The organism is Kitasatospora sp. NPDC057692 (genome assembly GCF_042799475.1).
Taxonomy (GTDB): domain Bacteria; phylum Actinomycetota; class Actinomycetes; order Streptomycetales; family Streptomycetaceae; genus Kitasatospora.
Genome location: NZ_JBHVIV010000085.1, coordinates 16,607 through 35,791, shown reverse-complemented (window position 1 = coordinate 35,791; position 19,185 = coordinate 16,607). Strand labels below are relative to the sequence as shown.

The 19,185-nt window shown below is 72.7% G+C and carries 18 protein-coding genes; 1 reads left to right on the top strand and 17 read right to left on the bottom strand.

What is annotated here, in order from left to right; all coding sequences use genetic code 11:
- Positions 1-132: 132 nt before the first annotated feature.
- From ACFVFS_RS33535 to pgsA, 16 genes are all read right to left on the bottom strand, one after another.
- Complete coding sequence (locus tag ACFVFS_RS33535; protein WP_380628647.1) at positions 133-2,574, bottom strand: RelA/SpoT family protein; 2,442 nt, start codon at positions 2,572-2,574, stop codon at positions 133-135.
- A gap of 223 nt (positions 2,575-2,797) precedes the next feature.
- Positions 2,798-3,349: an adenine phosphoribosyltransferase gene (locus ACFVFS_RS33530; RefSeq protein ID WP_380628646.1), complete on the bottom strand. Its 552-nt coding sequence runs from the start codon at positions 3,347-3,349 to the stop codon at positions 2,798-2,800.
- A 26-nt stretch (positions 3,350-3,375) separates the two neighbouring features.
- Positions 3,376-4,476: a protein translocase subunit SecF gene (gene secF / locus ACFVFS_RS33525; protein WP_380628645.1), complete on the bottom strand. Its 1,101-nt coding sequence runs from the start codon at positions 4,474-4,476 to the stop codon at positions 3,376-3,378.
- 4 nt (positions 4,477-4,480) lie between these two features.
- Entirely contained in the window at positions 4,481-6,358 is a 1,878-nt protein-coding gene (gene secD / locus ACFVFS_RS33520; protein WP_380628644.1) for a protein translocase subunit SecD, read from the bottom strand.
- A 144-nt stretch (positions 6,359-6,502) separates the two neighbouring features.
- Positions 6,503-6,928, bottom strand: coding sequence for a preprotein translocase subunit YajC (gene yajC, locus ACFVFS_RS33515; protein WP_380628643.1), 426 nt, complete (start codon positions 6,926-6,928; stop codon positions 6,503-6,505).
- 272 nt (positions 6,929-7,200) lie between these two features.
- Positions 7,201-8,283, bottom strand: coding sequence for a Holliday junction branch migration DNA helicase RuvB (gene ruvB, locus ACFVFS_RS33510; RefSeq protein ID WP_380628642.1), 1,083 nt, complete (start codon positions 8,281-8,283; stop codon positions 7,201-7,203).
- A gap of 52 nt (positions 8,284-8,335) precedes the next feature.
- Entirely contained in the window at positions 8,336-8,947 is a 612-nt protein-coding gene (ruvA, locus tag ACFVFS_RS33505; protein WP_380628641.1) for a Holliday junction branch migration protein RuvA, read from the bottom strand.
- Positions 8,944-9,495, bottom strand: a complete 552-nt coding sequence (gene ruvC, locus ACFVFS_RS33500) for a crossover junction endodeoxyribonuclease RuvC (RefSeq protein WP_380628639.1) — start codon at positions 9,493-9,495, stop codon at positions 8,944-8,946. Before ruvC ends, ruvA begins: the two co-directional genes overlap by 4 nt.
- Positions 9,496-9,619: 124 nt before the next feature.
- A complete protein-coding gene (locus ACFVFS_RS33495; RefSeq protein ID WP_380628637.1) occupies positions 9,620-10,378 on the bottom strand; it encodes a YebC/PmpR family DNA-binding transcriptional regulator in 759 nt (252 codons plus the stop codon).
- Between the two features lie 92 nt (positions 10,379-10,470).
- Positions 10,471-11,088, bottom strand: coding sequence for a pyridoxal 5'-phosphate synthase glutaminase subunit PdxT (pdxT, locus tag ACFVFS_RS33490; RefSeq protein ID WP_380628636.1), 618 nt, complete (start codon positions 11,086-11,088; stop codon positions 10,471-10,473).
- A gap of 87 nt (positions 11,089-11,175) precedes the next feature.
- The gene (gene pdxS / locus ACFVFS_RS33485; protein WP_380628634.1) at positions 11,176-12,087 is read right to left on the bottom strand and encodes a pyridoxal 5'-phosphate synthase lyase subunit PdxS; all 912 of its coding nucleotides are present in this window, start codon (positions 12,085-12,087) and stop codon (positions 11,176-11,178) included.
- A 167-nt stretch (positions 12,088-12,254) separates the two neighbouring features.
- Positions 12,255-12,800: a hypothetical protein gene (locus tag ACFVFS_RS33480; RefSeq protein ID WP_380628633.1), complete on the bottom strand. Its 546-nt coding sequence runs from the start codon at positions 12,798-12,800 to the stop codon at positions 12,255-12,257.
- A gap of 29 nt (positions 12,801-12,829) precedes the next feature.
- Entirely contained in the window at positions 12,830-13,198 is a 369-nt protein-coding gene (locus tag ACFVFS_RS33475; RefSeq protein ID WP_380628632.1) for a 5-carboxymethyl-2-hydroxymuconate Delta-isomerase, read from the bottom strand.
- Between the two features lie 96 nt (positions 13,199-13,294).
- On the bottom strand, positions 13,295-14,479 hold the full coding sequence (locus ACFVFS_RS33470) for a glycosyltransferase family 4 protein (RefSeq protein WP_380628631.1): 1,185 nt from the start codon (positions 14,477-14,479) through the stop codon (positions 13,295-13,297).
- A gap of 89 nt (positions 14,480-14,568) precedes the next feature.
- The gene (locus tag ACFVFS_RS33465; protein WP_380628629.1) at positions 14,569-15,576 is read right to left on the bottom strand and encodes a phosphatidylinositol mannoside acyltransferase; all 1,008 of its coding nucleotides are present in this window, start codon (positions 15,574-15,576) and stop codon (positions 14,569-14,571) included.
- Positions 15,577-15,608: 32 nt separating this feature from the next.
- Positions 15,609-16,256, bottom strand: a complete 648-nt coding sequence (gene pgsA, locus ACFVFS_RS33460; protein ID WP_380628627.1) for a phosphatidylinositol phosphate synthase — start codon at positions 16,254-16,256, stop codon at positions 15,609-15,611.
- A 216-nt stretch (positions 16,257-16,472) separates the two neighbouring features.
- Between pgsA and ACFVFS_RS33455 the strand changes: the two genes are divergently transcribed.
- The gene (locus ACFVFS_RS33455; protein WP_380628626.1) at positions 16,473-18,524 is read left to right on the top strand and encodes an elongation factor G-like protein EF-G2; all 2,052 of its coding nucleotides are present in this window, start codon (positions 16,473-16,475) and stop codon (positions 18,522-18,524) included.
- Between the two features lie 61 nt (positions 18,525-18,585).
- Here ACFVFS_RS33455 and ACFVFS_RS33450 read toward each other — a convergent pair whose 3' ends face one another.
- On the bottom strand, positions 18,586-19,011 hold the full coding sequence (locus ACFVFS_RS33450) for a thiol-disulfide oxidoreductase DCC family protein (RefSeq protein ID WP_380628648.1): 426 nt from the start codon (positions 19,009-19,011) through the stop codon (positions 18,586-18,588).
- Positions 19,012-19,185 lie beyond the last annotated feature (174 nt).

Sequence of the window (19,185 nt, the reverse complement as noted above, 5' to 3'; positions counted from 1 at the left end):
AGCGCCTCGAAGAACCTCGCCTTCAACACCTCGAAATCCACGATCCCCGCAACTCCCTGAACTTCAGGGTGTTGCGGGGATCGATAGAACCCGCCAATCGCTCCCCGGGGGCCCTTCGCGTGGGCGGGCCTGCTACTTGCGGGCCGAGGTGACGCGGTAGACGTCGTAGACGCCCTCGACGCCGCGGACCGCCTTGAGGACGTGGCCCAGGTGCTTGGGGTCGCCCATCTCGAAGGTGAAGCGGCTCATCGCCACCCGGTCCCGGGAGGTCTGCACGGCCGCCGACAGGATGTTGACGTGCTGGTCGGACAGCACCCGGGTGACGTCGGAGAGCAGCCGGGAGCGGTCCAGCGCCTCGACCTGGATGGCCACCAGGAACACCGAGGACTGGGTGGCCGCCCACTCGACGTCGATCATCCGCTCGGGCTGCTGGCTGAGCGCCTCGACGTTGACGCAGTCGGCGCGGTGCACCGAGACGCCGTTGCCGCGGGTGATGAAGCCGACGATGGCGTCGCCCGGCACCGGGGTGCAGCAGCGCGACAGCTTGACCCAGACGTCCTCGACGCCCTTGACGATCACACCCGGGTCGCCCTTGGCCCGGCGGCGCACCGCGCGCCGGTTGTCGTGGGTCGGGGTGGCCGTCTCGGCGAGGTCCTCGGTGGCGCCCTCCTCGCCGCCCAGCGCCTGCACCAGCTTCTGGACGATGTTCTGCGCGGTGACGTGGCCCTCGCCGATCGCCGCGTAGAGCGAGGAGATGTCCGGGTAGCGCATCTCGTGGGCCAGGGTGACCAGCGAGTCGCCGGTGAGGATCCGCTGGATCGGCAGGCCCTGCTTGCGCATCGCGCGGGCGATGGCGTCCTTGCCCTGCTCGATCGCCTCCTCGCGGCGCTCCTTGGAGAACCAGGCGCGGATCTTGTTGCGGGCGCGCGGGGACTTGACGAAGCCCAGCCAGTCGCGGGACGGCCCGGCGTTCTCCGCCTTGGAGGTGAACACCTCGACGGTGTCGCCGTTCTCCAGGGTCGACTCCAGGGGCACCAGCCGCCCGTTCACCCGGGCCCCGATGGTGCGGTAGCCGACCTCGGTGTGCACCGCGAACGCGAAGTCCACCGGGGTGGCCCCGGCCGGGAGGGCTATGACGTCGCCCTTGGGGGTGAAGACGAAGACCTCGTTGCTGGCCAGGTCGAAGCGCAGCGACTCCAGGAACTCGCCGGGGTCGGCGGTCTCCTTCTGCCAGTCCAGCAGCTGCCGCAGCCAGGCCATCTCGTTGACGGCGCCGGCCTTGTCGTCCTTGCGGGTCTGGGTGGGGGTGTCGGTGCGCACCTTGGAGGCGCCGGCCACCGCGCGCTGCTTGTACTTCCAGTGCGCGGCGATGCCGTACTCGGCGCGGCGGTGCATGTCGAAGGTGCGGATCTGCAGCTCGACGGGCTTGCCCCCGGGACCGATCACCGTGGTGTGCAGCGACTGGTACATGTTGAACTTGGGCATCGCGATGTAGTCCTTGAACCGCCCCGGCACCGGGTTCCACCGCGCGTGGATGGTGCCCAGCGCCGCGTAGCAGTCGCGGACGGTGTCGACCAGGACCCGGATGCCCACCAGGTCGTAGATCTCGGCGAAGTCCCGGCCCCGGACGATCATCTTCTGGTAGACCGAGTAGTAGTGCTTCGGCCGGCCGGTGACGGAGGCGGTGATCCGGGCACCGCGCAGATCGCCCTGGACCTGGTCGATCACGGTCGCCAGGTACTCGTCGCGCTTGGGGGCGCGCTCGGCGACCAGCCGGACGATCTCGTCGTACATCTTGGGGTAGAGGATCGCGAAGGCGAGGTCCTCCAGCTCCCACTTGATGGTGTTCATGCCCAGCCGGTGCGCCAGCGGGGCGTAGATCTCCAGCGTCTCGCGGGCCTTCTTCTCCTGCTTCTCCCGCTTGAGGTAGCGCATGGTGCGCATGTTGTGCAGGCGGTCGGCCAGCTTGATCACCAGGACCCGGGGGTCCTTGGCCATCGCGACGACCATCTTGCGGACCGTCTCGGCCTGCGCAGCCTCGCCGAACTTGACCCGGTCCAGCTTGGTGACGCCGTCCACCAGCAGGGCCACCGAGTCGCCGAAGTCCTTGCGCAGGGTCTCCAGGCCGTAGTCGGTGTCCTCGACGGTGTCGTGCAGCAGCCCGGCCATCAGCGTCGGGGCGTCCATGCCCAGCTCGGCCAGGATGGTCGCGACCGCCAGCGGGTGGGTGATGTACGGGTCACCGCTCTTGCGCTTCTGCCCGCGGTGCCACTTCTCGGCGACCGCGTACGCCTTCTCGATGTCGCGCAGCAGCGCCGGGTCGGCCTTGGGGTCGTTGGCCCGGATCGAGCGGAAGAGCGGCTCCAGGACCGGGTTGAGCACGCTGGAGCGCTGGCCGCCGAGGCGGGCGAGGCGGGCGCGCATGCCGCCGCCGGCGGAGGGGCCGCGGCCGGCCGGGGCGGACGGGCGCGACGGGGTCGGCGCCGGACGTGCCGGGGTGGCCCCCGAGGGCGCGGGCCGGTTCTCGGGGGCGGCCGCAGCCGCCGTGGGCACAACCTCGTCGGGCAAGGACACTCCTCAGGGCGCTCGGCCTGCCCCTCGCGGGCGCCGCACGGCTCGGGCGCCGGCCCGCACAACCGGGAGGGGATGAATCTTCATGGTACCGAGCCTTGCGCCGGGACGTTCGGTCGGCCGGGCCCGCACACACGACGGACATCCGCCCGACACAACAGCGGGCGGCGGCCGGAGATTTCCGACCGCCGCCCGCCAGGACCGTGCGTACTCAGACCGTGCGCACTCAGACCGTGATCAGCGTCTCCAGCGGAGCGCCGCCCAGGTGCGGGGTCAGCCGCTCGCGTCCGTCGAGGAAGCCCAGCTCCATCAGCACGACCACGCCGACCAGCTCCGCCCCGGCCTCCTTGACCAGGTCCAGCGAGGCGCCGATGGTCCCGCCGGTCGCGAGGACGTCGTCCACCACCAGCACCCGCTCACCGGGTGCGAAGGCGTCGCACTGCACCTCCAGCGTCGCCGAGCCGTACTCCAGCTCGTACGAGCGGCGGAACACCTCGCCGGGCAGCTTGCCCTGCTTGCGGATCGGCACGAAGCCGATCCCGGCCGCGAAGGCCGCCGGGGCGGCCAGCACGAAGCCGCGCGCCTCCAGGCCGACGACCTTGGTGGCCCCGAGCTCCGCGGCCCGGTCCGCCAGCGCCCGGGTGAGCGCGGCGAAGGCCTCGGCGTCGGCGAGCAGCGGCGCGATGTCCTTGAACAGCACGCCGGGCTTCGGATAGTCCTGGACGTCCCGGATCCGGCTGGTGAGCAGCTCGGCCAGGGCTGTGTCAGCGGTGGTCACGAAGGGGTCCTCACGGTCGACTGGAATCAGCGCTTGGTGGACGGACGGCCCTTGGCGCGCGGAGTGCCGGCCGCGCCACCGCGCTGACCGACCATGCCCGCCGGCAGGTCCTCGTCGGCGATCTCCTCGCCGTCGCCGGCCTCCTTGGCCGCGGCGGCCTTGGCGTCGGCGGCACGGCGCTGGGCGACCCGCTTGGCCAGGGCCTTCATCTCCGGCGCCTCCTCCTTCAGCTGCGCGAGCAGCGGGGTGGCGACGCAGATCGAGGAGTAGGCACCGGCGGCGAGACCGATGAACAGCGCCAGCGAGATGTCGTTCAGGGTGCCGGCACCGAGCAGACCGCCACCGATGAACAGCAGTGCCGCCACCGGGAGCAGGGCCACCACGGTGGTGTTGAGCGAGCGGACCAGGGTCTGGTTGAGGCCCGCGTTGGCCGCCTCGCTGTAGGTGATCTTGTTCTGCTTGGTGATGCCCTTGGTGTTCTCCTTCACGGTGTCGAAGACGACGACCGTGTCGTAGAGGGAGTAACCGAGGATGGTCAGGAAGCCGATCACGGTGCCCGGGGTGACCTCGAAGCCCACCAGGGCGTAGACGCCGATGGTGATCAGGAGGTCGTGGATGAGGGCGACCAGGGCGGCCACCGCCATCCGCCACTCGAAGGCGATCGCCAGGTAGATCGTCACCAGGATCATGAAGATGATCAGACCGGTGAGCGCCTTGTTGGAGATCTGCTCACCCCAGCTGGGGCCGATCACCTGGGCCTCGATCTCGCCGACCGGGACGCCCAGCTCCTGGGACAGCTTGCCGGTGACCTCCGCGGAGGTGGTCTTGTCCTCCGAGGAGATCTGGATGCGGATCTTGTCGTTGTCGGTGGACTGCACCAGCGGGTGCGAGGAGACGATCTTGTCGACCGCCTCCTGGGTCTGCGAGACCGTCAGCCCCGGCTTGGCCACGGTGTAGACCGAGCCGCCCTTGAACTCGATGCCCAGGTGCAGGCCCATCGCCAGGCCGATCCCGGCGATCAGGACGATCACCGCGGAGATGCTGTACCAGAGCTTGCGCCGACCGACGAAGTCGAAGCTGACCTCGCCCTGGTAGAGCTTGTGGCCCAGATTGGAGAAGCGCGACACGGTGTCAGGCCCCCTTCACGGCGGCGGAGGACGACGGGGTGCGACGGCGGGTGCTGCGCAGCGGCGGGCGGGCGCCCAGCCGCTTCGGGTCCAGGCCGGACCACGGGTGGCCGTCGGAGAAGAACTTCCGGCGGGCCAGCAGCGTGATCAGCGGCTTGGTGAAGAGGAAGATGACGACGACGTCGAGCGCCGTGGTCAGGCCCAGCGTGAACGCGAAGCCCTGGACCTTGCCGACCGAGACCAGGTAGAGCACGGCGGCACAGAGGAAGGACACGAAGTCCGACACCAGGATGGTGCGCCGGGCGCGCGGCCAGGCCCGCTGGACGGCCGGGCGCAGCGGAGCGCCCTCGCGGACCTCGTCGCGGATGCGCTCGAAGTACACGATGAAGGAGTCGGCGGTGATGCCGATCGCGACGATGGCGCCGCAGACCGCCGGCAGGTTCAGCGCGAAGCCGATCCCCGCGCCGAGCAGGCTCATGATCGAGTAGGTCAGCGCCGCCGAGACGAGCAGACCGGCGATCGAGACCAGGCCCAGGCCCCGGTAGTAGACCAGCGAGTAGGCGACCACCAGGATCATGCCGATCAGACCGGCGACCAGGCCGGCCTTCAGCTGGTCGCCGCCGAGCTGCGGGGAGACGGTGGTGACGTCGCTGGTGGTGAACTCCAGCGGCAGCGCGCCGAAGCTCAGCACGTTCGCGAGGTTCTGCGCCTCGGTCTGGCTGAAGTTGCCGGAGATCACGGCCGAGCCGCCGGGGATGGCGCTGCGCACGTACGGGTGGGAGACGACCTGGCCGTCCAGCACGATGGCGAACTGGTTGGTCGGGTCGGGCTGCGCGGCCAGCTGGCCGGTGACGGCGGTGAAGGCGTCGGTGCCGGTGCCGTTGAACTGCAGCTGGACCTGCCAGCCGCCGCCCTGCTGGGTGTCGATGGTGGCCTGCGCCTTGTCGACGTCCTTGCCCTGCACCGCGACCGGGCCGAGGGCGAGCTTGTAGTAGATGCCGCTCTCGTCCTTCTGGGTGCAGGCGACCGCCGGGGCGTTGTCGGCGCCCTGGTAGTTCTTGCGCTGCTCCGGCTTGGTGCAGTCCATGGCGGCGAACTGGGCGGCCAGCTCCGGCGGGACGGTGCCCGAGGTCATCGCCGCGGAGAGGTCCGGCGTGGCCGCCGGGCCGGTCGCGGCGGCGCTCGGGGCGCCGGTGGCGGCCGCGGCGCCCGGCGTACCGGTGGCGGCGGGTGCCGAGGGGGTGCCGGAGGCGGCACCGGTGGCGGCGGCGGGCGCCGAGGGGGTGTCGGCCGCGAGGGCCTCACCGGCCGGACGGCCCTGCTTGGTGGCGCTCGCGCTCGGGGTGCCGGTCGCGGCGGCGGTGCCGGTCGCGCTCGGGGTGCCGGTGGCGGCCGGGGTACCGGTGGCACTCGGGGTGCCGGTGGCGGCCGGGGCGCTCGGGGTGCCGCTCGCGCCCGCCGACGGGGTCGCGGTGGGGGCCGGGATGCCGCTCGGGGCCAGGGCGAGGACCGGGCGGAAGAACAGCTTCGCGGTGGTGCCGACCTGGTCGGCCGCGCTCTGCTTGTCACCGCCCTTGGGGATGTTCACGATGATGTTGCGGTCGCCCTGGGTCTGGACCTCCGCCTCGGAGACGCCCATACCGTTGACGCGCTGCTCGATGATCCCGGTGGCGATGTCCATGTTGGACTTGTTGATCGCCTTGGGGTCGGTCGACTTCGCGCTCAGCGTGATGCTGGTACCGCCGGCGAGGTCGATACCGAGCCGGGGCTTGGTGTTGCCCGTCCCGAACATGAGGGCGACCAGTCCGACGGTGACGACCAGGATGAGGGCCAGCGCCCGCCCTGGGTAACCGTCGCGCGGGCGCGACTTGGGTGTTGCCACCTTGCTCGTTTCTCCCTGTCCATGCCACTTCCCCCCACCTACCCCCGCCCGGCACGCGGCTGGGCGGGGTGTGGCGGAACTGCGGCCCTGAGTCCTGTGGGCTCGCGGCGAAACGCCGCGCGGCCGGGCGGGTGCCCGACCGTACTACTTGCTCGCGGGAGCGCCGCCCTCGGCCTCGGCCTTCGCGTCGCCCTTGTCGGCGTCGTCCTTGCTGAACGACAGCGGCTTCGCGTCGGTCTGCGCGGCCTCGACCTCGACGTCCTCGTCCGAGGCGTCGACCCCCTCGTCCTCGGCCGGACGACCGTGGATGATCGCGTCGTACTCGTCGCGGTCCAGGATCGCGGCGATCGCGCTCTTGGTGAAGTGGGTGACCACGCCCGGCGCGATCTCCAGCTCGACGGTCTCGTCGTTGACCGCCTTCACCTGCGCGTACAGGCCGCCGATGGTCCGCACGCCCGCCCCCGGCTCCAGCGACGTCTGCATCCGCTGCATCTGCTGCTGGCGCTTCTTCTGCGACCGGAACATGAGCACGATCGCGAGGATCGGGAGGAGAAGGATGATGAGGTTCACTGCAGCCAGGGTCCTTTACGGGCCGCCGGCCGGCGGCCTGTGTGGTATTGGTCGTCCCGTCGGGTGAGAGGGGCGGTCCGGCGGAGTCTAGGCGACCCCGAAGTGATCGGACAACGCCAAGCATCGCATCCTGCCGCCGAAAGTGGCGACCCTCCGCCTGCACAGTTTCCCCGGACTTCTCCCCCGCCTTCTCCGGGCGCCCCGCACGGCGGGCGCGCATGATCCGCACACGCTCCGCCCTCACCCGTTCGGCTCAGAGCCGGGGCGCGCCGTCAGTCCTCGGCCCGGTCCTGGGCGAAGAGCTCGGGCTGGGCGGGCACCGCACCGCGTCCGGGCTGGGCCGGCGGGGTGAGTCCCAGGTGCTGCCAGGCCGCGGCGGTGGCGATCCGCCCGCGCGGGGTGCGGGCCAGCAGGCCCTCGCGGACCAGGAACGGCTCGGCGACCTCCTCGACCGTCTCGGCCTCCTCGCCGACCGCGACCGCCAGGGTGGACAGCCCGACCGGGCCGCCGCCGAACAGCCGCAGCAGCGCGTCCAGCACCGCCCGGTCGAGGCGGTCCAGACCACGGGCGTCCACCTCGTAGACGTCCAGCGCCTGGCCCGCGATCGCGGCGGTGACCACGCCGTCGTGCCGCACCTGCGCGTAGTCGCGGACCCGGCGCAGCAGCCGGTTGGCGATGCGCGGCGTGCCCCGGGAGCGGCCGGCGATCTCGGCGGCGCCGGCCGGGTCGATCTCCACGTCCAGCAGCGCGGCCGAGCGGTGCACCACCCGCTGCAGCTCGGCGGGCGCGTAGAACTCCATGTGCCCGGTGAAGCCGAACCGGTCGCGCAGCGGCGGCGGCAGCAGACCGGCCCGGGTGGTCGCGCCGACCAGGGTGAACGGCGGCAGCTCCAGCGGGATGGCGGTCGCGCCGGGCCCCTTGCCGACGATCACGTCGACCCGGAAGTCCTCCATCGCCATGTAGAGCATCTCCTCGGCCGGCCGGGACATCCGGTGGATCTCGTCGAGGAACAGCACCTCGCCCTCGCTGAGCGAGGAGAGGATCGCCGCGAGGTCGCCCGCGTGCTGGATCGCCGGGCCGGAGGTGATCCGGATCGGGGCGCCCAGCTCGGCCGCGATGATCATCGACAGCGTGGTCTTGCCGAGCCCGGGCGGACCGCTGAGCAGCACGTGGTCGGGGGCGGCGCCGCGCTGGCGGGCCGCCTGGAGCACCAGCGACAGCTGCTCGCGCACCCGCTCCTGGCCGATGAACTCGTCCAGCTGCCGGGGGCGCAGCGCCGCCTCGACGGCCTGGTCCTCGCCGTCGGCGGCGGCGGTCACCAGCCGGTCGGCGGGCTCGGAGTCGTACGGGCTCATCGGAGGCGGCTCCCACATCGGTGTCGACAAAAGGACAGGTCGTCAGATGGCTTCAGCGAGAACGGTTGAGTCCGCGCAGCGCCAGCCGCAGCAGCGCGCCGACGTCCGGCACCGGCTGCGCCTCCGCCTCCGGCGTCACGGCCGTGACCGCGTCGTCCGCCTCACGGGGCGCGTAGCCGAGGCCGACCAGCGCGGAGTGCAGCTGCTCGCTCCACGGCGCCGGCCCGGTGGCGACCGGCTTCTGCGCCGGGACGCCGCCGTGCGGGGCGCCCAGCTTGTCCTTGTACTCCAGCAGCAGCTTGGCGGCCTTGGCCTTCCCGATGCCGGGCACCGCGACCAGCGCCTTCTCGTCGCCGTTGGCGATCGCGACGCGCAGCGCGTCGGGGCTGTGCACGCCGAGGATGGCCTGCGCCAGCTTCGGGCCGACGCCGGGCGCCGCCTGGAGGATCTCGAAGACGCCCCGCTCGTCGTCGTCCGCGAAGCCGAACAGGGTCAGCGAGTCCTCCCGGACCACCAGCGAGGTCGCCAGCCGGGCCGGCTCCCCCAGCCGCAGGCCGGCCAGCGTGTTCGGCGTGCACTGCACGGCCATGCCGACCCCGCCGACCTCGACCACCGCGACGCCGCCGGACAGCGCCGCCACGGGTCCTTGCACGAAGGCGATCATCGGATGGTTCCTCTCGGGCCGTGCGGGGAGGTGGTACGGGCGGCCGCGATCGCGGCCTCCAGGCGGTTGGTGGCGCCGCCGCGCCAGATGTGGCAGATGGCCAGCGCCAGGGCGTCGGCCGCGTCGGCCGGCCTGGGCGGCGCGTCCAGCCGCAGCAGCCGCTGGACCATGGCCGTGACCTGCGCCTTGTCGGCCCGGCCGGAGCCGGTGACGGCGGCCTTGACCTCGCTCGGGGTGTGCAGGGTGACCGGTATGCCGCGCCGGGTCGCGCAGAGCATCGCCACCGCGCTGGCCTGCGCCGTCCCCATCACGGTGCGCACGTTGTGCTGGGCGAAGACCCGCTCGACGGCCACCAGGTCGGGACGGTGCTCGTCCAGCCAGGCCTCCAGGCCCTGCTCGACCAGCAGCAGCCGCTGCCCGATCTCCGCGTCGGCGGGGGTGCGCACCACGCCGACCCCGGCCATCCGCAGCGGCCGGCCCGGCGCGCCCTCGACCACGCCGACCCCGCACCTGGTCAGCCCCGGGTCGACACCCAGCACCCGTACCACGGCTTCCCCTCCATCTGTTGCGCGCCACCGACCTGCGGACGAAGGCTACCCCCCGCCACCGACAGCGCCCCGAACGACACCGGCCCGGCGGTCCGGGGGCCCCCCGGGCCGGGAGGGGGCACGATCACTCGGCGTCGAGCTGCGCACCGACCTCGTCGCTGATGTCGAAGTTGGCGAAGACGTTCTGCACGTCGTCGCTGTCCTCCAGGGCGTCGATCAGCTTGAAGATCTTGCGGGCGCCGTCGACGTCCAGCTCGACCTGCATGCTGGGGACGAAGTTGGCGTCGGCCGAGTCGTAGTCGACGCCGGCGTCGACCAGCGCGGTGCGCACGGCGACCATGTCGCTCGGCTCGGAGACGATCTCGTACGCCTCGCCCAGGTCGTTGACCTCTTCGGCGCCGTGGTCGAGCACGATGTCGAGGAGCTTCTCCTCGTCCACCCCGTCCGCCTTCGGGACGATCACGACACCCCGGCGGTTGAACAGGTAGGAGACCGAGCCCGGGTCGGCCATCGAGCCGCCGTTGCGGGTCATCGCCACGCGCACGTCCGAGGCGGCGCGGTTGCGGTTGTCGGTGAGGCACTCGATGAGCACCGCGACGCCGTTCGGGCCGTAGCCCTCGTACATGATCGTCTGGTAGTCGGCACCGCCGGCCTCCAGGCCACCGCCGCGCTTGACGGCGCGGTTGATGTTGTCGATCGGGACGGAGGCCTTCTTGGCCTTCTGCACGGCGTCGTACAGGGTCGGGTTGCCGCCCAGGTCGGGACCGCCGGTGCGCGCCGCCACCTCGATGTTCTTGATCATCTTGGCGAAGAGCTTGCCGCGCTTGGCGTCGATCACGGCCTTCTTGTGCTTGGTGGTAGCCCACTTAGAGTGGCCGGACATCGCCAGCTCCTTTACGTCGCCAATGAGAAATGAACAGATGAGATCTTACCGGTGCGGCCGCCGCCCGACCGCACACGGTCACGCACACGCGGTCACGCGGCGCCGAGGTGCTCCTCGACCATGCGCACGAAGTAGGCGTGCACCCGGTGGTCGCCGGTGAGCTCCGGGTGGAACGAGGTGGCCAGCAGGTTGCCCTGGCGGACCGCCACGATCCGGCTGTCCGGGCCGTCGGCGGCCGGCAGCTCGGCCAGCACCTCGACGCCCGCGCCGACCGCCTCCACCCAGGGGGCGCGGATGAACACGCCGTGCACCGGCGCCTCGTCCAGGCCCCGGAAGGCGACGCCGGACTCGAAGGACTCGTTCTGGCGGCCGAAGGCGTTGCGGCGCACCGTCATGTCGATGCCGCCGACCGTCTCCTGGTCCTCGCGCCCGTCCAGGATCTTGTCCGCCAGCATGATCATGCCGGCGCAGGTCCCGTACACCGGCATGCCGGCGGCGACCCGCTCGCGCAACGGGTCCATCACGCCGAACAGCAGCGCCAGCTTGGACATCGTGGTGGACTCCCCGCCGGGGATCACCAGCGCGTCGACCTCGGCCAGCTCCTCCGCGCGGCGGACCGGGCGGGCGACCGCGTCGGCCTCGGCCAGCGCGATCAGGTGCTCGCGGACGTCACCCTGAAGGGCGAGGACGCCGATGACTGGAGTGGACACTTCTCGTACCTCTTGACTCTCGAACGAACGACGCACGGCGGCCCGCCGCGCCGATGATCTCACCGCGCGGCGGGCCGTCCCAGCGCATTACCAGCCGCGGTTGGCGTACCGCTCGGTCTCCGGCAGGGTGTCGCAGTTGATGCCCACCATGGCCTCGCCCAGGTTGCGGGAGGCGTCGGCGATGATCTTCGGGTCGTCGAAGAAGGTGGTGGCCTTGACGATCGCGGCGGCACGCTTGGCCGGGTCGCCCGACTTGAAGATGCCCGAGCCGACGAAGACGCCCTCGGCACCCAGCTGGCGCATCAGCGCGGCGTCGGCCGGGGTGGCCACGCCACCGGCGGAGAACAGCACGACCGGCAGCTTGCCGAGCTCGGCGACCTCCTTGACCAGCTCGTACGGGGCGCGCAGCTCCTTGGCGGCGGCGAACAGCTCGTTGTGGTCCAGGGCGCGCAGGTGGCCGATCTCGTTCTTGATCTGGCGCAGGTGGCGGACCGCCTCGACGACGTTGCCGGTGCCGGCCTCGCCCTTGGAGCGGATCATGGCCGCGCCCTCGGCGATGCGGCGCAGCGCCTCGCCCAGGTTGGTGGCACCGCAGACGAAGGGGGTGGTGAAGGCCCACTTGTCCGAGTGGTTGACCTCGTCGGCCGGGGTCAGCACCTCGGACTCGTCGATGTAGTCGACGCCCAGCGACTGCAGGACCTGGGCCTCGACGAAGTGGCCGATGCGGGACTTGGCCATCACCGGGATCGAGACCGCGGCGATGATCTCCTCGATCATGTTCGGGTCCGACATGCGCGCCACGCCGCCGTCCTTGCGGATGTCGGCGGGCACCCGCTCCAGGGCCATGACGGCCACAGCGCCGGCGTCCTCGGCGATCTTCGCCTGCTCGGCGTTGACCACGTCCATGATCACACCGCCCTTGAGCTGCTCGGCCATGCCGCGCTTCACCCGGGCGGTGCCGATCTGCGGCTGGTCTGCGGTGGTGGGGGTGGTGGACACGTGAGACCTCACTCGAAGATGAACCAGTGCTATCGCCCTATGGTAGGCGGACGGGACCCCGCCTCCATGCGCCACCAAGTCCATCGCGTCCGACGGGATACGACAAAGAGGCCGTATCCGGGCCCAACCACCCCGGTGGGTGAGACGCGCGCCACGAACCGGCTCCGCTACGCGGGGGCGCCCTCCGGAGTGAGCTCCGGCGGCGGCGCGTCGTCCATCTCGAAGGCCATCGGGAACGGCGCCTTGCCCGCCAGCCGGAAGTACCGCACCAGCCGGTGCTCGCGCACCGCCCGCGCCGCCCGCACCGCGTCGTTGTGGAACCGCCGCGCCATCGGCACCCGCCGCACCGCCGCCGTCAGATCCCGCACCGCGTCCTCGCCGCCCGGCTCCGCCACCAGCGCCGCCACCTGCTCCGGCTCCGCGAACACCGCCCGCAGCGCCAGGCTCAGCTGGCTCTCCGCCACCTCGCGCTGCTCGTCCTCCGCCTGCCGCGCCGCGTGCGCCGCGTCCAGCAGCAGCAGCGACGTCGCCGGGTCCAGCCGCGAGGACGTCGCCAGCTCCATCGCCACCGACGCCCGGCGGACCAGCTGCGCGTCCAGCGCCGCACGGGCGGCGTCGATCCGGGCGTGCAGCCGGTCCAGCCTTCCGGCCGTCCAACTCAGGTACATACCGAACAGCACCACGGCCACGCCGGCCCAGATCCACGTAGTCACGGGGCGCTACGCTACCGGGTGCTCCCGGTTCACCCCTCGATCGCCGTGTTCCGGTACGCGTCGCGGTCGATGTCGCGCACGTCCACCGCCAGGTGCAGCCGCTCCCCCGGCGCCGGCTTCACCCGCTCCGCGAGCAGCGCCAGCACCCCCTCGGTGAGCGCCGCCTTCACCTCCGGGCTGCGGCCCGGGAAGATCTGGAACTGCACGAACACCTGCGCCTCGACGCGCTCCCCGAAGGCCACCACGACCTCCGGGTCGGTCGGCCGGAAGACCGTCTTGCAGCCCTCCGCGGCGGCGGCGATGGTCTCCACCGTCAGCCGGTTGATCGCCACGCCCAGCTCATGGCGGTCGAAGGAGCCGGCCAGGCTCGGGGAGTAGTCGACGGATATCTGCGGCATCGGGGCCTCCAGTGGGCGCGGGAGCGCGGGAACACGCGGACGGGAACCGTCCGACCCTAACCGCGCCCGCCCCCGCTCCGGGAGCGGCCCCGGCGCTCAGTCCCGGGCCAGCCCGAACCGGCCCCGCCGCCCGCTGCGCTCGTCCTCCTCGACCACCGCGGCCTGCCCGGCCGTCACCGTCTCGTAGACGGCCAGGATGTCCGCGCCCACCGTCGACCAGTCGAACCGCCGCACGTGCCGCGACGCCGCCTTCGACAGCTCCTCCAGCCGCGCCGGGTCCCCCAGCAGCCGCACCGCCGAACGCGCCAGCGCGTCCGCGTCCTCCACCGGGAACAGCTCCCCCGCCTCCCCGCCGTCCAGCACCTGCTTGAACGCGTCCAGGTCGCTCGCGAGCACCGGCGCCCCCGCCGACATCGCCTCGACCAGGATGATCCCGAAGCTCTCGCCACCGGTGTTCGGCGCCACGTACAGGTCCACGCTGCGCAGCAGCCGCGCCTTGTCCTCGTCGCTCACCATGCCGAGGAACTCCACCTGCGCGCGGACCTCCGGCGCCAGCCCGGCGACCGCCTCCTCCTCGTCGCCCTTGCCCGCCACCAGCAGCCGCACCCCGGGCCGCTCCTCGAGGATCCTCGGCAGCGCCGCGAGCAGCGTCGGCAGCCCCTTGCGCGGCTCGTTGATCCGGCCGACGAAGCCGATCGTCCCCGGCCGCCCCTCGGCCGCCCCGCCCGTCCAGCGCTCGTCCCGCTCCGCCCCCGCGAAGAAGCCCACGTCCACACCGTTCGGGATCACCACCGCGTCCCCGCCCAGGTGCTCCACCAGGGTGCGCCGCGCGTACTCGCTCACCGCGATCCGGGCCCGCATCTTCTCCAGGCCCGGCTGCAGGATCGAGTAGGCCGCGATCATCGCCCGCGAGCGCGGGTTCGAGGTGTGGAAGGTGCCCACCATCGGCCCCGTCGCCGACCACGCCGCCAGCATCGACAGGCTCGGCGCGGCCGGCTCGTGCACGTGCAGGATGTCGAACCGGCCCTCGTGCAGCCACCGCCGCACCCGGGCCGCGGACAGGATCCCGAAGCTCAGCCGCGCCACCGAGCCGTTGTACGGCACCGCCACCGCGCGCCCCGCCGGCACCACGTACGGCGGCAGCGCCTCGTCGTCCTCGCCCGGCGTCAGCACCGACACCTCGTGGCCCAGGCCGATCAGGTGCTCGGCGAGGTCCCGGATGTGGAACTGCACGCCGCCGGGGACGTCCCAGTCGTAGGGGCAGACGATGCCGATCTTCACGGGTCTCCTCGAAATCCTGCGGGCAGTGCGAGCGGTGCGGACGGGCCGCTGCGGTACGGACGGCGCTGCGGACCGCGGTCCGCCGGGGGTCAGGCCCCCGACGCCTCGGCCGCCGGCTCCCCGGCCGGCTCCGCCGCCGGGCGGGCGGCGGGCTCCCGGACCGCCGGACGGGCGGCGCCGTCGGCCCGGACGGCCCCCGCCTCCACCGTCTCACGGACCGGCAGGTCGGCCAGCCAGAAGCGCTGCAGCATGTGCCAGTCCTCCGGGTGCTCCCGGATCGCCGCCTCCCACACGTCGGCCATCGCCTGCGTCATCGCCCGGGTCTTCTCCGCCCGGTCGCCCTCCGCCGGCGCCACGACCTCCGGGTGCACCCGGGCCCGCATGGTCCGCCCCTCGTACCAGAGCGACACCGGCAGCAGCGCCGCCCCGGTCCGCTGGCACAGCGCCGCCGGACCGGCCGGCATCCGGGTCGCCTCACCGAAGAACGACACCTCGATACCCGCCTCCGAGAGGTCCCGGTCCCCCACCAGGCAGACCAGCCGGCCCGCCCGCAGCCGCCGCGCCAGTGTGCCGACCACGCTCACCGAGCCGCCGGTCAGCGCCAGCACCTCCATGCCCAGGCTCTCCCGGAACGCCACGAACCGGTCGAACAGCCGCTCCGGCTTCAACCGCTCCGCCACCGTCGTGAACGGATAGCCGCGGCTCGCCACCCAGGCGCCCGCCAGGTCCCAGTTGGCCATGTGCGGCAGCGCGGCCACCACGCCCCGCCCGGCGTCCAGCGCCTCCTGCACGTGCTCGAAACCGTCCACCCGGACGTCCCGCAGCACCCGCCCGCGGCCCCACACCGGCAGCCGGAACGACTCCTGCCAGTACCGCATGTACGAGCGCATCCCGGCCCGCGACAGCTCCCGCAGCCGGGCCTCGTCCGCGTCCGGGCACACCCGCAGCAGGTTCGCCTCCAACTGCAGCACCCGCTTGCCGCGCCGCCGCCACGCCGAATCCGCCAGCCGGTCGAACAGGCCCCGCGCCGCCGGCTCGGGAAGGTGCTTCAGCGCCCCCCAGCCCGCCGCGTACGCCGTGTACACCAGCCGGTCCATCAGTCGGTCCCTCACCGCGGAACCGCCCCCTCTCAGTTCCCGGCCGCCACGCGGTCCGCCTCGAACGCCTCGCGGCGCACCGTCAGCATCCGCTGGAACACCGTCACCAGACTGCCGACCGCCACCAGCCACAGCGCCACCGGCAGCAGCCACTCCACGTACGGCACCCCGAACGTCTGCAGACCCGCCACACCGGCCGCCACCAGACTGATCACCAGCCGCTCGGCCCGCTCCACCAGCCCGGACACGTCGCACGGCAGCCCCTGGCTCTCCGCCCGCGCCTTGGTGTACGACACCACCAGCCCGCTCGCCAGGCAGAACACCGCCACCGCGCACAGCAGGTTGTTGTCACCCTTGCCCGCGTACCACATGGCCAGACCGCCGAAGACCGCCGCGTCCGCGACCCGGTCCAGCGTCGAGTCCAGGAACGCCCCCCACTTCGTGGACCGCCCCAGCTGCCGCGCCATGTTCCCGTCCACCAGGTCCGAGAAGATGAACAGCGTGATCGTGATGGTGCCCCAGAAGAACTCCCCACGCGGGAAGAACACCAGCGCACCCGCCACCGAACCGGCCGTACCGACCAGCGTCACGGTGTCCGGACTCACACCCAGACGGATGAGGAACGCGGCGAACGGGGTCAGGACACGTGTGAAGAAGGCACGCGCGTATTTGTTGAGCATGGCCTTCCCGACCGCTCCGATCTCCCTGGTACCCGCCTGCGGCCAGAGTGCGCGGCAGACGACCGCATGGATCAGCCCATCCGGCGCACCCCATGGTAGCCACGCCGACCGACCGACCCCGCCCACACACCATCCCCGCATGCCGCTCGCGCGCCCCCCGACCCCTCCACCCCTAGACTTTCACCGACAGCCTCGGCGCGACGGGAGGAGACCCCGATGCCCGACCGCAGCACCGCCAGAGCCGGCCAGGCCCCCGCCGTCGCCGGACCGGGCGACCTGCGCAACGTCGCCCTCATCGGCTGCGCCGGCGTGGGCAAGACCACCCTCGCCGAATCCCTCGCGCTCGCCGCCGGCGCCATCGGCCGCCCCGGCCGGGTCACCGACGGCACCACCGTCTCCGACCACGAGGCCATCGAGCACCAGCAGCAGCGCTCCGTGCAGCTGTCCGTGCTCCCCCTCGAATGGCACGGCACCAAGATCAATCTGATCGACCCGCCCGGCCACCCCGACTTCGCCGCCGACCTGCGCGCCGCCCTGCACGCCGCCGACGCCGCCGTCTTCGTCGTCTCCGCCACCGACCCCGTCACCGCCCCCACCCGCGCCCTGTGGCGCGAGTGCGCCGCCGAGAACATCCCCCGCGCCATCGCCGTCGCCAAACTCGACATCGCCCGCGGCAGCCTCGACGACATCCTCACCGCCTGCCACGACGCCTTCGGCCTCGGCCCCGACACCCTCCGGCCGCTCTTCCTGCCCGTCCACCACGACGGCCGCCCCGACGGCAGCGTCGACCTCCTCACCGGCCACACCTACGGCCGGGCCGACCCCCTGCCCGACACCGCCCCCGCCCGCGAGAGCCTCGTCGAAGCCATCTCCGGCCAGGACGACACCCTCATGGAGCAGTACCTCACCGGCGAGACCCCCGACACCGACTCCCTCGAAGCGGGCCTGCGCCGCGAGGTCCTCGCCTGCACCCTCCACCCCGCCGTGCCCACCAGCGAACACGGCCTCGGTGCCACCGAACTCCTGGACCTCATCACCACCGCCTTCCCCACCCCCGCCGAACGCACCCGCCCCGCCCCCGCCTGCGACCCCGACGCGCCCCTCGCCGCCCAGGTCGTCCGCGTCACCGGCGACGCCTACGTCGGCCGGATCAGCCTGCTGCGCCTCTACGCCGGCACCCTGCGCCCCGACACCCGCATCCGCCTCACCGGCCCCGACCACCCCGCCGACCAGGACGGCGAGGAACGCGTCACCGGCCTCACCAGCCCCTTCGGCAAACTCCAGCGACCCGTCCCGCACGCCGTCGCCGGCGACCTCGTCTGCGCCGCCAAACTCACCACCGCCCGCGCCGGCGACACCGTCCAGGAACCCGGCCACGCTGCCGAACTCGATACCTGGCCCCTCCCCGAGCCCCTCCTGCCCGTCGCCGTCGAGGCCCACAGCAAGGCCGACGACGACAAGCTCTCCCAGGCCCTCTCCCGGCTCGCCGCCGAGGACCCCGCGCTCCGCCTCGAACAGAACCCCGACACCCACCAGCTCGTCCTCTGGTGCACCGGCGAGGCCCACGCCGAAGCCGTCCTCGACCGGCTCCGCAACCGCCACGGCGTCCACGTCGACACCGTCGAGCACAGGGTCGCCCTGCGCGAGACCTTCGGCACCGCCGCCGCCGGCCACGGCCGCCTCGTCAAACAGTCCGGCGGCCACGGCCAGTACGCCATCTGCGAACTAGAGGTCGAACCCCTCCCCGCCGGCTCCGGCTTCGAGTTCCAGGAACACGTCGTCGGCGGCGCCGTCCCCAAACACTTCATCCCCTCCGTCGAGAAGGGCGTCCGCGCCCAGCTCGCCAAGGGCGTCGCCACCGGCCACCCGCTCGTCGACATCCGCGTCACCCTGACCGACGGCAAGGCGCACTCGGTCGACTCCTCCGACTCCGCCTTCCAGAACGCCGCCGCCCTCGCCCTGCGCGACGCCGCCGGACACGCCGTCATCCGGCTCCTCGAACCCGTCGCCGCGGTCAGCGTCCTGCTCCCCGACGACTACCTCGGCGCCGTCCTCGGCGACCTCTCCGCCCGCCGCGGCCGCGTCCTCGGCACCGAGACCGGCGGCCCCGGCCTCACCCTGCTGCGCGCCGAGGTCCCCGAACTCGAACTCGCCCGCTACCCCGTCGACCTGCGCTCCCTCACCCACGGCACCGCCGAGTTCACCCGCGCCCACCTGCGCCACGAACCCATGCCCGCCGCCCTCGCCGCCCGCTTCACCGACGGCTAGGGCCGCTCACCGGCCGCCCGCCGCCGACTCAGCGGCGCTCACCGGCAGCTCGCCGGCCACGTCACCGCCGCGGCAGCGCACAGGCCGGCGTCCCGCCCGGCATCCGGTGCCGGTTCGCCGACACCCACCGGTACACCAGCCCCGCCACCGGCCGCACCGGCGCCAGCGCCAACACCCCGCCCAGGTACGCCCACGCGCCGCCCGAACGCATCAGCAGCCGCGCCACCGCCTGCGCCCCGCCGTACACCCGGCCCGCCGGCGTCACCCACAGCACCTCGCGCTCCGCGCGCTCCCGGGACACCTCGCCGCGCCCCCCGGCCACCGCGTCCAGCCCCGCCAGGTCCGCGAACTGGAACGGCACCGCCTCCCAGCCCCCCGACGCCAGCGTCTGCCGCGGATAGCGCTCCGCCCAGGTCGCGCACGTCGTGCAGAACCCGCAGTCACCGTCGAACACCAGCACCGGATCCGTCAGCCCACCGCTCTCCATGCCGCCATCGTGCACCACCCCGCCCACCGGCCCGCGCCCGGGTGCGTCGAACAGCCGAAACGTGGGCATCATGCCCCACAGATCCACCGTGGCCCGTTCGTGACGGCACTTCAGACGATCATGCCCGCGCCGGCGCCCCGGCACGGTAACCTGCCGCAGGACACAAGGGGAGGA